Raw genomic sequence first — 12,821 nt, 5'->3', positions numbered from 1 at the left:
AATAGCCCCAAAGGCCGTTGCCGATGCCGGACCAATCGGCTAAATGAAGCCCCACTGCACCCGTAGCTCAGCTGGATAGAGCGTTGCCCTCCGAAGGCAAAGGTCACACGTTCGAATCGTGTCGGGTGCGCCAATAAAGTGCACCCCAATATCCTTGTTCCCCGGGGTCACGCAGCGGAGTGATGAGTGACCCGGAATGGCTGAAGCTGATCTAGACGCCGTAATCCGGCAACTCGCCAAAGCACAGAACAAGAGCCTGATGGCCGCCGCCAAAAAGCGGCAGGGCCTGTTTATGGCCAAGGCCGCCTCGGCCAAGGACAAGGAAGCCAAGGCGCGGTTCAAGCTGCTGGCCCAGAGCGCGATGCTGCACGGCACGGCGGCGGCGAAACGGCTGCAGAACTCCGCCGACAATGCCGCCGACAGCTACGCGCGGGCGGTTAAATACGCGGCGGAAGAAATCGCGGCGATCGCCAAGAAAGCCGAGAAGGCTGAGACGAAGGTCGAGAAGCAGCCTGCGAAGGCCGCGAAGAAGGCCAACAAGGCCGCCAAGAAAAAGGCCAGAGGCGGCTAGCCGCGCAGCATTTCCTTCAGCTTCAGCACCGCGCTGTCAGGCGTGGTGACGACCGGCCGGCCTGAGGCTTTCGCGACCATCTCGGCGGCGGGCGCCATGCTGTATTGGGCCAGCGCGATCAGGTCGCAATCGCGCAAGTCCCTGGACGCCTCCACCACCAGACGGTCATGCGTGGCGCGATCGCCGCGATCGAGGGCGGCCATGGCACCATCAGCCAGTTTCGGCACCAGTTCGATTGAAGCCGGAAATTCCCGCGGCATCGACACCAGCGTCGGCGGGAACGAGGACAGCAGACCGATTTTGCGGCCCCTGGTGACGGCCTGCTCGATCATCGCCTCGTTCGGCTTGAGCACCGGCATCGGCGCATGCGCGCGTGCCACCGCTTCGATGCACGGACCGAAGGCGGAACAGGTGAACAGGATCGCATCCGAACCGGTGCCCGCCGCGTAGCGCCCAAGCTGCAGGAAGCGCTCGGTCATGGCCTCGGTGAGCCCCCCATCGCGCGCCAGATCGGCCGACAGGCTGTCGTCCAGCAAATTCATCAGCTCGGCGTCAGGCCAAAGTTTTGCAAACGATGCCTCGATTGGCACAATCGAGTGTTTCAGGGCGTGGATGAGGGTAATGCGCATGCTGATCAGTGTGGCGGCGACGCGATCGGTGTCAACCCGGCGCGCCGCCATTGTCCCCGCCAGCGCCGGGGCGAGAGGCGATTAACGCCGATTCGACCTTGCCGGGCCGCCCCGCCGGGCGAACCCCCAAGCCCATTGAACCTGTCGCCGACGGTCTCCGACCAAGAGGCTCGTTCGGAGATAATACGATGGCGCTTGCCCAATCAATCGACGCCTGCATGACCTTCGCCGCCGGGATCCTCGCGGCCTATTACGGCTGGCGCCCGGTGCCGGCCGGCCCGAAGCATCTCGAATGGATCGCCTGGCAGGAACGCTGGGGCATGCCCTGCCGCATCGCCGGCGTCTTCCTGATCATCACATCACTGATACAGATCCTGGCAAAGGCATTGTGATCTGCGCGACGGTTCGGAGATTGTCCATCGCAGCCTACGCTGACGCTGAACACGGACTGACGACGCCGGCACCTTACACGTTTGAATCGTGGCGCGGACGCCGGCGCTGATTACGTTGTAGCTGGGCGGGGTCGCGATCCCTGCGGGTGCGATTCTTGAAACGGTGACCGACGACGATGAGGGCGCCTTGACGACGCCCGGCGCCATCGGGCGCTGCAGGCAAATCCACTTCAGCCGGCTGATTATCCTGACTCACGGCTTCGAGCGCCGCGAGAAAATCGCGGCCCGCGGTTGTGATTTGCCATCCGTCGTCGTCACGCAGCACATAGCCTGCGCCAAAGATGTCGATCGCCGGAACGCGTCGGGCCAGGCGCTTGATGCGCGCGTCCCAGTCCGGGCCGCTGGCGGAGAGAATAATGATGTCCCGCTTGAGCGAAGCAAGCGTGGCCCGGCCGCTGCCGTGACTGGCCAAGACCTTAAGAATAGCAACCTGTATGCTCACGCCAACGCCTCGGACCGCGACGGTTCTTTTTGTTCTGTGCGATCGGAGGCGACAGTATTTCCTCGTTGAGGCGCCCGTCCAGCAACCGCGGCCAGTTATCCGCAGCCTTGAGAAGGGCTTACGCATGCTTTCGCAAGCAGCCGCCTCCGCAATTCCGCGGGGCGGCATGCGCGGGCTTTCACGCAGCCTTGCGCACGCCGACGCGACGTTCGGGCCGCGCTGATGACATCGGCTCCTCCTCGCTGTGTACTTTGGTGATGTACTAAAGGCTCGGCACCTCTTCCGGCGCGATCGCCTGCAGGCCGCCGAAGCGGCGTTCGCGACGATGGAACGCGCCGAGGGCTTCGGCAAGATCCTGCGCCTCGAATTCCGGCCACATCCGTTCGGTGAAGTGCAGCTCGGCGTAGGCGCCTTCCCAGAGCAGAAAGTCCGACAACCGCTTTTCTCCGCTGGTGCGGATGATGAGGTCGACGTCGCGAAGGTTTTTTTCGCCGGTGATGAGTTCGGCGAGCCTCTCGCGGGTGAGATCGATAATGCCCGCCGCGCGCGTTGCGGCGTTGAGGATGGCGTCGCGGGCCGAGTAATCGATCGCGATGCGCAGGTGCAGCGCGTCGCCGGCGGCGGTAGCCGCTTCCGCGCGGGCGATGGCATGGGCGATGCCTTCGGGAATGCGATCGCGGCGTCCGATCACGGTGAGACGAACGCCGTTGCGGACCAGCGCCTCGACCTCGTTGGCGAGATAGAATCGCAACAGCGCCATCAGCGCAGAGACCTCGGTCTTCGGCCGACGCCAATTATCGCTGGAGAAGGCATACAGCGTCAGGGCACCGACGCCCTGCCCTGGCGCCGCCTCGACCACGCGCCGGATCGCTTCGACGCCGGCCTCGTGGCCGCGCAACCGTGACATCCCGCGCCGCGTCGCCCATCGGCCATTGCCATCCATGATGATGCCGACATGCAGCCGTGCGTCGGGTGTGGCTTCGAGTTTGGGGGAGAGGTTACTTTGCATTACAAAGTCTCCGATTAAAAAAGGGGATCGCGGTCAGACAGGCAGGATGCCGAGCCGGGCGATGGCGGTGTCTTCCTTGCCGGCGGCCTTGGCGGCGTCGCGCACCAGACGCTCCAGCACGGCGAGATAATCGAGGAAACGGCGGCGGCCGCTCTTGGTCAGGCGGCAGGTGGTGTGGGGACGGTTGCCTTCGTAACCTTTGGTGACCTCGACCAGGCCCGCCTCCTGCAGAACCTGCAGATGCCGGCTGAGATTGCCGTCGGTGAGGCCGCAGAGTTGCTTGAGGTCGGCGAAGGCCAATCCCTTGGGATGAGCCATCAGCGAGGTCAGGAGCCCGAGCCGCGCCTTCTCGTGGATCACGCGATCGAGCCCGTCATAGGAGAACGGCGCGCTGTTGGCTTCAGTCTTCGGCATCATTCTCTCCGGACGCAAAATGCAGCAGCGCGGCCATCAGGAGCTGCCCGACCGCGAATGGCACGCCCATCATCCAGGGTGACAGCAGATGGTTTTGGCTGGCGAGCAGCAGGACCGTAAAGCCCGACAGGAAATACCAGGCACCGCCGAAGGCGATGCTGCGCGGCAGTGTGCGCACCGAGGCGAACACGCCAAGGCTGACCAGCACCTGACACAGCCCCGGCAGCATCCACAGCGTTTCGGGCGCGAACTTCCACAGCATGATCCCCAGCAGCAGGCCGGCGACGCCGGGTGGGAGAAATTGCTCGAACGCCTGCTGGATCATGGCGTCGGCGAGACCCGAATGATGCCGGCGCGAGCGCGCCAGCATCTCGATCCAGATCAGCGCGCCGGAAAACAGCGCGGCGGCCGCCCAACCGGCGAAGAACATGACCGGTTGCCCGGTCGGATCGTTGAGCCAGAGGAATTGCACGATCGCGGTAAGCAGAGCGATGCCGCCGGTGGCGGCAACCGTTGCCGGACCATAGCCGCGAAACGCGGTGCCGGCCGCAATCTGGCTACGGATCGCCAGGATATCAGCCAACGCCTTGTCGAGGTCGCGCATCGCCCACCTTACTTTGTATCGCAAAGTATACCGGATTACAAAGTAGATGCAAGCGGGATGCGCGAAGCCGCGATTGCGCGGTTACCTCAACAGCTTATTGGCGTGTGACACCTGGCGGCGGCTTCAGACCTTCACCAGGCTCTCGAAGCCGCCATAGATCATCCGCTTGGGGTCGAACGGCATCGACTTCATATCGCCCATCGATGACTTGAGCCTGGGATCCGCCATGACCTTGGCATTGATCTTGTCGCGCTGCGCGCGTGACTTGTAGGTGATCCAGGCGAACACCACGGTCTCGCCCGGCTTCTGCTTGACGCTACGCGGAAACGACGTGAGCTTGCCGACCTTGACGTCGTCCGCAACCCATTCGCGGTAATCCAGCGCGCCGTATTCGCGCCAGATCTTGCCGGCCTTGGTGGACATCTTGCGATAGGCCGCGATGTTCTTCTTTGGAACTGCGACGATGAATCCGTCGACATAGGCCATGGGTTTTGTTCCCTCTGTTTGTTCGCGTCATTGCGAGGAACGCAAGCGACGACTTCTGTTAGGAGTGGCAGCAGGATGCCTGAACCGGCGCCGGTGTGTATTGGTCACGTAGCCGCACCCAATCCATCGGATATGGCAGTTCCTCCTCGTGACGACCGAGCGGTGTCAGGTCGAGATAATGATAGGCGGCGTTCATCATGTCGAGGCCACGCGCGAAACACGAATAGGTGTGGAAGATGTTCCCGGCCTCGTCGCGATAGAACACGCTGATGCCGGGCGCTTCCTCCGTGCCGAAGCGGGTGGTGCCGAAATTATACCTGTTGTCACCCGACTTGAGCGCCTCCGGCGTGAACGACACCTCGTAATCGTAGTTGAAATCGTTACCCCCCGACGACAGCCAGTCGAAGGTCCAGCCCATCCGCGCCTTGAACGCGGCAAGTTTTTCGACCGGCGCACGCGAAATCGCGACCAGCGTGGTGTCGCGCGCAGCGAGATGCGGAATGATGCGCTCAAATCCATCAGCCCAGAACGAGCAGTGCTTGCAACCTTCGTTCCAGTCCGGCGCGAACATGAAATGCTGTACCACGAGCTGGCTGCGCCCCTTGAACAACTCGGCCAGTGTCATCTGGCCGCCGGGCCCGTCGAACACATAGTCCTTGTCGACCTTGACCCAGGGCAACGCGCGACGTTCCTCACTCAAGCGCTCGCGCGCCTGCGTCAGTTCCTTCTCGTGCGCAAGATGGGTTTTGCGCGCGGCGATCCAAGCTTCGCGCGAGACGACGATATGCGGCTGCATAGGCGGCTCCTGTGTTGATCGTTCAGCTCACAAATTGTTCGAGCTTGCCGAGCAATTCGGTCCAGCCCTTCTCATGGCCGTCGCGCGCGGCCTCGTTGAAGAACTGCTCGTGATGCAGCGTCAGCAGCGTGCCGGCGCCGTCCGGCTTGAGCGAAATGGTGAGCTGCGATTCGCGTTCCGGCGTCGAATGCCAGGCCCAGCTCATCACCAGCCGTTCGTTCGGCACGATTTCGCGGTAGACGCCGCCGGCCTGAAAATACTCGCCGTCGGTGGCATAGAAGCTGATGCGGTAGCGGCCGCCGACGCGCAGATCGGTCTCCGCCTGCACCGAGCCTTCCCTGACCTTCGAGGGCCCGAACCACGCCGCTAGTTTTTCCGGGTCGGTCCACGCGGCGTAGATTTTCGCCGGCGCCGCATTGATACGACGCTTGAGGGTGAGGCTTGGGCTGGTTGCGGGACCGGTGTCGCGGCGAGATTCTGACTGGATGCTTGACTGGGTGGCCATGGGTCTTCCTCCACAAAAGCTGCAAGACGGTCGAGATTGTCGGACCAGAAGCGCTGGTAACGGTTCAACCAGTCCATCGCCTGCTCCATAGGCTTGGCGGTCAACCGGCACGCCACGGTGCGGCCGGTTTTCTCGCGCGCGATCAGGCCGGCATCCGACAGCACGTCGAGATGCTTCATGATCGCGGGCAGCGACATCGCAAAGGGCTGCGCCAGTTCGCTCACGGAAAGGCTTTCGCGGTCGCCGAGCCGCGCCACCAGTGCGCGCCTCGTCGGATCGGCGAGGGCTGCGAAGGTACGGTCCAGGACGTCTTCTTGATACTTAACCATATGGTTTAGTATATGCGCAAAAGATCGGGCGTCAAGCGCCTGCTGCTGGTTTTCCTGATCAGTAATCCCGATAGACCCGGCCGCGCCGCGGCTGCTGGTTCAACGCCGCGCGCGGATTGACGTTGCAATAAACGCCGCGCCCGGCGGCGGAGGCCATGCACTGCTGATAGGTCTGGTAAGAACAGTCGCCGGGAATGCCGACGCCCCGGCCCTGAACGCAATAGGGGTCATCGTAAGCAGCGGCGGGGGTCGGGCCACCCACCGTGGCCGATCCCGCCGCCAGTAAAACCAACATGGTCAGTTTCGCGTTGCGCATGATGGAATCCTCCTCCACGGCAATTATACCGCGTCACCGGGTCGCCTCAGTTTCAAAACCTCGCGACCCGGAGAAGGTTCCCGAGAGGCGCGTTACTGCACCTTCTCGATATTGGCGCTGTCGATCACTTTCTTCCACTTTTCGGTTTCTTCCACGATCATCTTGCCGAACGCGTCGGGCGGCCCGATCAGCGGCTCACCGCCGAGATCGATCAGCTTCGCCTTGATCGCAGGCTCCGCCAGCACCGCATTCACTTCCTTGTTCAGTTTCTCGATGATTTCCTTGGGCGTGTTCTTCGGAGCCCCCATGCCGAACAGTGCGCTCGCCTCGTAGCCGGGAATGGTGTCGGCGAGCACCGGGACGTCGGGCAGCAGCCCGGACCGTACCGTCGAGGTCACCGCCAGCGCGCGCAGCGAACCGGCACGGATATGTTGCAGGATCGAGGGCATGTTGTCGAAGATCACCTGAACCTGGCCGCCGAGCAGATCGGTAATCGCGGGCGCGGCGCCGCGGTAGGGCACGTGCTGCATCTTGGCGCCCGACATCATCATGAACATTTCGCCGGACAGATGCACCGACGTGCCGTTGCCCGATGACGCCAGGTTCACCTTGCCCGGATTGGCCTTCACATAGGCGATGAACTCGGCAACCGTCTTCGCCGGCACGTTATTGTTGACCGTCATCACGTTCGGCACGCGATTGAACGCCGCGACCGGCGCGATGTCGCGAACGACGTTGAATTTCAGGTTGGCGTACAGCGACGCGTTGATGTAGTTCGCCGGATTGACCAGCAGAAGCGTGTAGCCGTCCGGTTCGGCGTTGATCACCGATTCGGTGGCGATGTTGTTGCCGGCGCCGGGCTTGTTTTCGATCACGAATTGCTGGCCGAGCCGCTCCGACAGCCGCTGGCCGAGCAGGCGCGCAATGATGTCGGTGGCGCCGCCGGGCGGATATCCGACCACCCACTTGACCGGCCGCGTCGGATAATCCGCCGCCAGGGCAGTGCCGATCGAAGCGGTCATCGAAAGGCCGATTGCCGTCAGGCAGATCGCGGTACGGCGTGAGATCATGAGTTATTCTCCCTGGGGGCCCGGGTTCACCCGGGCCGTTTCTATTGAACTGAGCAAGGGCCGCGTTGTAACAAACAAACATCCATGCGACCAGTGCGACGCAACGCCCTCAAGGCGCGACCAAAGGATTAGGCATGTCCGTCAAGGTGAATGCGCTCGATCATCTCGTGATCAATGTCTCCGACGTGGCGCGCTCCGCCGAGTGGTACCGGAACATCCTCGGCATGGAGATCAAGGTGTTCGATCCGGGCCCGGGCAAAACGCCGCGGACCTCGCTGGTGTTCGGGAACCAGAAGATCAACGTGCGGCCGCGCGATGCCGACAAGGTCGAATGGTTCACCGCCGATCACGAAACCGCCGGCAGCGACGATCTGTGCTTCCTGACCGCGAGCACGCCGGACCAGGTGGTCGCGCACCTCAAAACCAACGGCGTCGCGATTGAGGAAGGCCCGGTCGCCAAGCAGGGCGCGCGCGGCACGCTGCGTTCGGTCTATTGCCGGGATCCGGACGGGAGTTTGATCGAGATTTCGTCGTATGAGGATGGTGGGGCGTAGTCCTCGGCGTCATTCCGGGATGGTGCGTTAGCACCAGACCCGGAATCTCGAGATTCCGGGTTCACGCTTCGCGTGCCCCGGAATGACGACGACTCGATTTGATCATCCCACCATCCAATGGCAGAACTGCTCCCAAGCAATAACCAATGCAGCGGTCAGCTGCACCGGGAGGACATATGTCTATTTCACAGGCAGTGCCGGGCGTCGTCGGACCATTTGCAGGCCTCGACGTGCCGTGGCTGCTGCGGATGCGGGCCGAGAGCCGCCGCGACCATCCCTTTCTGATCTGGGCGCCGTTCGAGGCCCCGGCGCGGAGCTGGTCCTACAGCGAATTTCACGAACGCGTCGGCGCGCTGGCGGCGGGCCTGGTCAAGCGCGGCATCAAGCCCGGCGAGTACGTGCTTATCCATCTCGACAATTGCATCGAGGCGATGCTGGCGTGGTTCGCCTGCGTCGAACTCGGTGCCATCGCCGTCACCACCAACACCCGCTCGGCGGCCGCCGAAATGGAATATTTCGCCGGCCATTGCGGCGCGGTGGCTGCGATCACCCAGCCGGCCTATGCCGAATTGATTTCGGCCCATTGCCGCGACCTGCGCTGGATCGCCGTGATCTCGCATGACGCCGGCGCGGTGCCCGCGCAGGGCGCCGCACGCGGCGATAGTTTCGAATCGTTGTTCGCCGACAGCGCCGACCGGCCGCGCCGCGCCACCGACCCGCTCGCGCCCTGCAGCGTGCAATATACCTCCGGCACCACGTCGCGCCCGAAGGCGGTGCTGTGGACGCATGCCAACGCGCTGTGGGGCGGCAAGATCAACGCCGCCCATGAGGATCTGCATCAGGGCGACGTGCACCAGACCTATCTGCCGCTGTTCCACACCAACGCGCTGGCCTATTCGATGCTGGCTTCGCTGTGGGTCGGCGCAACCTGCGTGATCCAGCCGCGGTTTTCCGCAAGCCGGTTCTGGAACGTCGCGCTGGAACATGGCTGCACCTGGACCTCGACGATCCCGTTCTGCCTGAAGGCGCTGCTGGAGCACGAGATTCCGAAGCATCACAAATTCCGGCTCTGGGGCACGGCGGTGAACGATCCGCCGCCTTTCGCCGCCTTCGGCGTCAAGACCATCGGCTGGTGGGGCATGACCGAGACCATCACCCACGGCATCGTCGGCGAGGTCGATCAGCCCAACACGCCGATGTCGATCGGCCGTGCGGCGCCGGAGTACGAGATCCGCATTACCAATGACGACGGTTCACCAACGCAGGTCGGCGACACCGGCAATCTCCTGATCAAGGGCATTCCCGGCCTGTCGCTGTTCTCAGAATATCTGCACAACGACAAGGCCACCCGCGAGAGTTTTGACGAGCACGGCTATTTCATCACCGGCGACCGTGTCACGCTGCTGGAAGGCGGCTTCATCAAGTTCGGCGACCGCGCCAAGGACATGCTGAAGGTCGGCGGCGAGAACGTCGCGGCGTCCGAGATCGAACAGGTGGTCGCGCTAGTGCCCGGCGTGCGCGAGGCCGCGGTGGTGGCGAAAAAGCATCCGATGCTGGACGAGGTGCCGGTCGTGTTCATCATTCCGCTGGAGGGCGTCGCGGCCGCGCCGGCCGAACTGCTGCACGATGTGATGGCGGCCTGCCGCAATGCGCTGGCCGACTTCAAGGTGCCGCGCGAGGTCATCTTCGTCGACGAGATGCCGCGCTCGACGCTGGAGAAGGTGGCGAAGGCGGAATTGCGGAAGTTGCTGGAGTGACGTGCTCTCACCCGTACCCGAACGCGATCGGGCGGAAGGCCTGCAGCAGGTGCTGGTCGAGCTTGTCGCCCATCTCTTCCATCACCCCGAACGCCTTGACGTGGGTGAACTGCAGCCGGTAGGCGCGCTTCTCGACGAGTGCCGCGTAGATGTCCACGATCGTGGTCAGGCGCACGATGTCGCTGATCTCCTTGCCGGAGAGGCCGTCGGGATAGCCGGTGCCGTCGAGGAATTCATGGTGGTGTAGCACCACATCGAGCATTTCCGGCGGAAAACCGCCTTGCGCCGCCAGCGCCTCATAGCCGCGGCGCGGATGCTGGCGCATCTCGTGCATTTCCTCCGGCGTCAGCGGATCCGGCTTGTCGAGGATCGCGACCGGGATGAACGCCTTGCCGACGTCGTGCAGCAATGCAGCGCGGGCGAGACGGCGCTGGTCGTCCTCGCGCATGCCAAGGTGCTGCGCGAAGGCGACCGCAAAGCCGGTCACGAACAGGCAGTGCCGATAGCTGTCGGTGTGGTGGCAGCCGACCGTCGTCAGCCATTCACGCAGCGAGGTGTGCTTGATGGCTTTCAGTATCTTGTTTTCGGCCTGCACGATGTCGCTGTATTTCAGCGGCTCGCCGGCCCGCATGCCGTTGAAAATCCTGACCATGACGCCGTGCGCGGCTTCGACGCCGCGGTTCAGCGCCTTGCCGCGGTCGGTCTCGTTGTAGGAGCTGTCGTCGGGGAACGCGGCCCGGATGCGCTGCAGGATGCCCTGCGCGTCGAACGGGCGCGCGATGGTGTCGGTGGCGCCGAGCGCCCAGGCCTGCATCGATCCGTGATGCAGCGCGTCCGCCAGCACGAACAGCCGCGGCATTTCGCGATAGGCCTCGGTGCGCAGCTTGTTGCGCACCATCTGCACGCTCTCGGCCGAGCGCAAATTGATGTCGACCACGATGCCGGAGAGATCGCGCGCCGGCGCGTCGGGGATATCCGTGGTGGCGATCATGTCCACCTGGCCGACCGACTGCAGAATGCCGGCCAGTTCGCTGCTTTGATCGCTCCGATCCGACGCCAGCAGCAGCCGGCGCTTGGACGGAGTCTTGTTGGTTAATGCTGTCATAGGACCCCAGGGCCTTGCGGTGATGACCGTCCGCCAAGCTACCGGATAAGGAGTTCCCTGTGGCTTAAGACGTATCGTGAATGTTGATTGATCGGGATCGATAGAATTTTAGGGATCGTCGGACTCCGTCATCAGCGCGAGCGAGGCAAACCCTGATGATGCACGCTGGCTCGGCATCGGCAGTAAGTTCCCTCCCCCCTTGCGGGGGAGGGTTAGGGAGAGGGGTGGCGTCATCGGGACTGCCCGTGTGAACCCCTCTCCCCAGCCCTCCCCCGCAAGGGGGGAGGGAGCAGACCGTTCGTGTAGCGTGAGTGATGGCCCTCATAAGAAGCAAACACACCTTCGCATTCCCGCGGCAGGTTTCGCCCGGGTTGTTCAAATCTTCCCGCCCTCTCAATTCAGAGGGCGCAGGGAATGCCGGATGCGCGCTGCACCCGCGGTCTCGTGTGCGATTGTGCGAAGAAAGCTGCACACGAGCATACAGGGCAGCGGAGAACATCCGACATTCCCTGCGCAGTGGCTTTACGACTTATAGCGCGCTCTCCCCGGTGAGACGGCCTCTATTGCCACCGTCACCCCTCGGAAGCGTTAGCTTCTTCAGGGCTTGACGCCGTTACGGGCGCCAGGACCACACGCTTTCACCGTACGCCTCAGCCGCGACCGTCAATCGCAACATCAGCGTCCACCGCATCCCCGCCCCTCGTCGTGACGACGGCCGACGCCCCTCTGAGTGGGACGGGATGGCGATAGATACGCACTGATTTGGGCCCGACGACAACAGAATTATTTTTGATTTTCGGAAATTTTCTACTTGACGCAACTTCTGCAAAACGGAATTGATTTGCCCGTCGGGTTGATTTGTCGCAGGCGAAACCGCAAAATTGCGCCTACGTGCGATGCATCTCAATCGGGTTTTGCAATTCAGACAGAAGGAACTACGGTGGAGAATAATGCAATCAGCCGTGGTCGATTTGGATGAATGTTGTTGGTCGGGTCGAAAGTGTTTGGCGCTATCCTGTGAAGAGCATGCGCGGCGAAGTGCTGCCGGAAGCGTATGTCAGTTTCTCCGGAGTTTTGGGCGACCGCCTTTACGCGGTCCATAACTCGGCCGCTCCCACGGCATTTCCATATCTGACGGCACGGGCTCGCCCGGACATGCTGCGCTATCGTCCGTTTTTCCGCGAGCCGGCGCGTTCGGTGCTGCCGAGCAACCTTGCCGAGGCCGAGGCGCGCGGCCCTGGCATCACCCCGCTTTTTCCGGGCTTTGAGGATCTGGCTGTCGATGTCGAGACACCATCGGGAGAAGTTCTCGGGGTTGATGATGACAGGTTGCTCGGCGCGCTGGCCGACGAATCCTCGCCGGGCGAACTGACCATGCGACGATCGGATCGCGCCATCACGGATTGCCGACCGCTGTCGCTGCTTGCGACCCGGACGATCGACGGCATTGGCCGCGCGGTGGGCGTGAGGCTCGACAAGCGTCGCTTTCGCGAAAACCTCTATCTCGATCTCAACTCCGGTGAAAGCTTTGCCGAAGACGCCTTCGTCGGCCGGCGGCTGCGGATCGGTCCGAAACTGACAGTCCACATCCTGGAACGCGATATCCGTTGCCGCATGATCAACATCGACCCGGAGTCGCTCGAAGAGAATTCCGAGATCTTGCAGTATGTCGCCAAGAACCATGACAACAGAGCCGGCGTCTACGCCGCTGTGCTGGTGGAGGGACTGGTTCGCCCGGGTGACGAGATCGTTGTTGAGGATTAGTCACGGCGCCGGGCGGTT

The 12,821-nt window shown here is 63.0% G+C and carries 17 protein-coding genes and 1 tRNA gene; 6 read left to right on the top strand and 12 right to left on the bottom strand.

Going from position 1 to position 12,821, the window contains the following annotated elements; all coding sequences use genetic code 11:
• The first annotated feature begins 56 nt into the window (after positions 1-56).
• A tRNA-Arg gene (locus ABIE49_RS22710) sits at positions 57-133 on the top strand.
• 63 nt (positions 134-196) lie between these two features.
• Complete coding sequence (locus tag ABIE49_RS22705; RefSeq protein ID WP_192736342.1) at positions 197-571, top strand: hypothetical protein; 375 nt, start codon at positions 197-199, stop codon at positions 569-571.
• On the opposite strand, the gene ABIE49_RS22700 is transcribed toward ABIE49_RS22705, so the two are convergent.
• Positions 568-1,200, bottom strand: coding sequence for an aspartate/glutamate racemase family protein (locus tag ABIE49_RS22700; RefSeq protein WP_192736540.1), 633 nt, complete (start codon positions 1,198-1,200; stop codon positions 568-570). The genes ABIE49_RS22705 and ABIE49_RS22700 overlap by 4 nt on opposite strands.
• A 188-nt stretch (positions 1,201-1,388) precedes the next feature.
• Here ABIE49_RS22700 and ABIE49_RS22695 point away from each other — a divergent pair, with 188 nt between their 5' ends.
• Positions 1,389-1,592, top strand: coding sequence for a hypothetical protein (locus tag ABIE49_RS22695; RefSeq protein WP_192736341.1), 204 nt, complete (start codon positions 1,389-1,391; stop codon positions 1,590-1,592).
• 73 nt (positions 1,593-1,665) lie between these two features.
• On the opposite strand, the gene ABIE49_RS22690 is transcribed toward ABIE49_RS22695, so the two are convergent.
• The 10 genes from ABIE49_RS22690 to ABIE49_RS22645 form a co-directional block, all read right to left on the bottom strand.
• On the bottom strand, positions 1,666-2,094 hold the full coding sequence (locus ABIE49_RS22690; RefSeq protein ID WP_354066923.1) for an aminoacyl-tRNA deacylase: 429 nt from the start codon (positions 2,092-2,094) through the stop codon (positions 1,666-1,668).
• 262 nt (positions 2,095-2,356) lie between these two features.
• The gene (locus tag ABIE49_RS22685; protein WP_192736340.1) at positions 2,357-3,103 is read right to left on the bottom strand and encodes a di-trans,poly-cis-decaprenylcistransferase; all 747 of its coding nucleotides are present in this window, start codon (positions 3,101-3,103) and stop codon (positions 2,357-2,359) included.
• A gap of 33 nt (positions 3,104-3,136) precedes the next feature.
• A complete protein-coding gene (locus ABIE49_RS22680) occupies positions 3,137-3,517 on the bottom strand; it encodes a transcriptional regulator (RefSeq protein WP_192736339.1) in 381 nt (126 codons plus the stop codon).
• Positions 3,504-4,121, bottom strand: a complete 618-nt coding sequence (locus ABIE49_RS22675) for a hypothetical protein (protein WP_192736338.1) — start codon at positions 4,119-4,121, stop codon at positions 3,504-3,506. Before ABIE49_RS22675 ends, ABIE49_RS22680 begins: the two co-directional genes overlap by 14 nt.
• Before the next feature lie 123 nt (positions 4,122-4,244).
• Complete coding sequence (locus ABIE49_RS22670; RefSeq protein WP_192736337.1) at positions 4,245-4,607, bottom strand: DUF1428 domain-containing protein; 363 nt, start codon at positions 4,605-4,607, stop codon at positions 4,245-4,247.
• A 58-nt stretch (positions 4,608-4,665) separates the two neighbouring features.
• A complete protein-coding gene (locus tag ABIE49_RS22665) occupies positions 4,666-5,403 on the bottom strand; it encodes a DUF899 domain-containing protein (protein WP_192736336.1) in 738 nt (245 codons plus the stop codon).
• 22 nt (positions 5,404-5,425) lie between these two features.
• The gene (locus tag ABIE49_RS22660; protein WP_354067578.1) at positions 5,426-5,803 is read right to left on the bottom strand and encodes an SRPBCC family protein; all 378 of its coding nucleotides are present in this window, start codon (positions 5,801-5,803) and stop codon (positions 5,426-5,428) included.
• Positions 5,770-6,237, bottom strand: a complete 468-nt coding sequence (locus ABIE49_RS22655; RefSeq protein ID WP_192736335.1) for an ArsR/SmtB family transcription factor — start codon at positions 6,235-6,237, stop codon at positions 5,770-5,772. Before ABIE49_RS22655 ends, ABIE49_RS22660 begins: the two co-directional genes overlap by 34 nt.
• Before the next feature lie 58 nt (positions 6,238-6,295).
• Complete coding sequence (locus ABIE49_RS22650; RefSeq protein ID WP_192736334.1) at positions 6,296-6,553, bottom strand: DUF3551 domain-containing protein; 258 nt, start codon at positions 6,551-6,553, stop codon at positions 6,296-6,298.
• A gap of 92 nt (positions 6,554-6,645) precedes the next feature.
• Positions 6,646-7,623 (bottom strand): Bug family tripartite tricarboxylate transporter substrate binding protein, encoded by a 978-nt coding sequence (locus ABIE49_RS22645; RefSeq protein ID WP_192736333.1) that lies wholly within the window; start codon positions 7,621-7,623, stop codon positions 6,646-6,648.
• 134 nt (positions 7,624-7,757) lie between these two features.
• Here ABIE49_RS22645 and ABIE49_RS22640 point away from each other — a divergent pair, with 134 nt between their 5' ends.
• Complete coding sequence (locus ABIE49_RS22640; protein ID WP_192736332.1) at positions 7,758-8,177, top strand: VOC family protein; 420 nt, start codon at positions 7,758-7,760, stop codon at positions 8,175-8,177.
• Between the two features lie 176 nt (positions 8,178-8,353).
• Positions 8,354-9,934, top strand: a complete 1,581-nt coding sequence (locus ABIE49_RS22635; protein WP_192736331.1) for an AMP-binding protein — start codon at positions 8,354-8,356, stop codon at positions 9,932-9,934.
• Positions 9,935-9,941: 7 nt separating this feature from the next.
• Here the strand turns inward: ABIE49_RS22635 and ABIE49_RS22630 are convergent, their stop codons facing one another.
• The gene (locus ABIE49_RS22630) at positions 9,942-11,039 is read right to left on the bottom strand and encodes an HD-GYP domain-containing protein (RefSeq protein ID WP_192736330.1); all 1,098 of its coding nucleotides are present in this window, start codon (positions 11,037-11,039) and stop codon (positions 9,942-9,944) included.
• A 975-nt stretch (positions 11,040-12,014) separates the two neighbouring features.
• Between ABIE49_RS22630 and ABIE49_RS22625 the strand changes: the two genes are divergently transcribed.
• Entirely contained in the window at positions 12,015-12,803 is a 789-nt protein-coding gene (locus tag ABIE49_RS22625; RefSeq protein ID WP_192736329.1) for an MOSC domain-containing protein, read from the top strand.
• Positions 12,804-12,821: the final 18 nt, after the last annotated feature.

It is taken from the genome of Bradyrhizobium sp. OAE829 (assembly GCF_040546575.1).
Taxonomy (GTDB): Bacteria; Pseudomonadota; Alphaproteobacteria; order Rhizobiales; family Xanthobacteraceae; genus Bradyrhizobium.
This window is presented reverse-complemented; position numbering and strand designations above follow the sequence as displayed.

What these genes read in the sequence shown, in the direction of transcription:
- ABIE49_RS22705 (WP_192736342.1), top strand. Translation starts at nt 197, where the DNA reads ATGGCTGAAGCTGATCTAGACGCCGTAATCCGGCAACTCGCCAAAGCA.
- ABIE49_RS22700 (WP_192736540.1), bottom strand. Translation starts at nt 1,200, where the DNA reads ATGCGCATTACCCTCATCCACGCCCTGAAACACTCGATTGTGCCAATC.
- ABIE49_RS22695 (WP_192736341.1), top strand. Translation starts at nt 1,389, where the DNA reads ATGGCGCTTGCCCAATCAATCGACGCCTGCATGACCTTCGCCGCCGGG.
- ABIE49_RS22685 (WP_192736340.1), bottom strand. Translation starts at nt 3,103, where the DNA reads ATGCAAAGTAACCTCTCCCCCAAACTCGAAGCCACACCCGACGCACGG.
- ABIE49_RS22680 (WP_192736339.1), bottom strand. Translation starts at nt 3,517, where the DNA reads ATGCCGAAGACTGAAGCCAACAGCGCGCCGTTCTCCTATGACGGGCTC.
- ABIE49_RS22675 (WP_192736338.1), bottom strand. Translation starts at nt 4,121, where the DNA reads ATGCGCGACCTCGACAAGGCGTTGGCTGATATCCTGGCGATCCGTAGC.
- ABIE49_RS22670 (WP_192736337.1), bottom strand. Translation starts at nt 4,607, where the DNA reads ATGGCCTATGTCGACGGATTCATCGTCGCAGTTCCAAAGAAGAACATC.
- ABIE49_RS22665 (WP_192736336.1), bottom strand. Translation starts at nt 5,403, where the DNA reads ATGCAGCCGCATATCGTCGTCTCGCGCGAAGCTTGGATCGCCGCGCGC.
- ABIE49_RS22655 (WP_192736335.1), bottom strand. Translation starts at nt 6,237, where the DNA reads ATGGTTAAGTATCAAGAAGACGTCCTGGACCGTACCTTCGCAGCCCTC.
- ABIE49_RS22650 (WP_192736334.1), bottom strand. Translation starts at nt 6,553, where the DNA reads ATGCGCAACGCGAAACTGACCATGTTGGTTTTACTGGCGGCGGGATCG.
- ABIE49_RS22645 (WP_192736333.1), bottom strand. Translation starts at nt 7,623, where the DNA reads ATGATCTCACGCCGTACCGCGATCTGCCTGACGGCAATCGGCCTTTCG.
- ABIE49_RS22640 (WP_192736332.1), top strand. Translation starts at nt 7,758, where the DNA reads ATGTCCGTCAAGGTGAATGCGCTCGATCATCTCGTGATCAATGTCTCC.
- ABIE49_RS22635 (WP_192736331.1), top strand. Translation starts at nt 8,354, where the DNA reads ATGTCTATTTCACAGGCAGTGCCGGGCGTCGTCGGACCATTTGCAGGC.
- ABIE49_RS22630 (WP_192736330.1), bottom strand. Translation starts at nt 11,039, where the DNA reads ATGACAGCATTAACCAACAAGACTCCGTCCAAGCGCCGGCTGCTGCTG.
- ABIE49_RS22625 (WP_192736329.1), top strand. Translation starts at nt 12,015, where the DNA reads ATGAATGTTGTTGGTCGGGTCGAAAGTGTTTGGCGCTATCCTGTGAAG.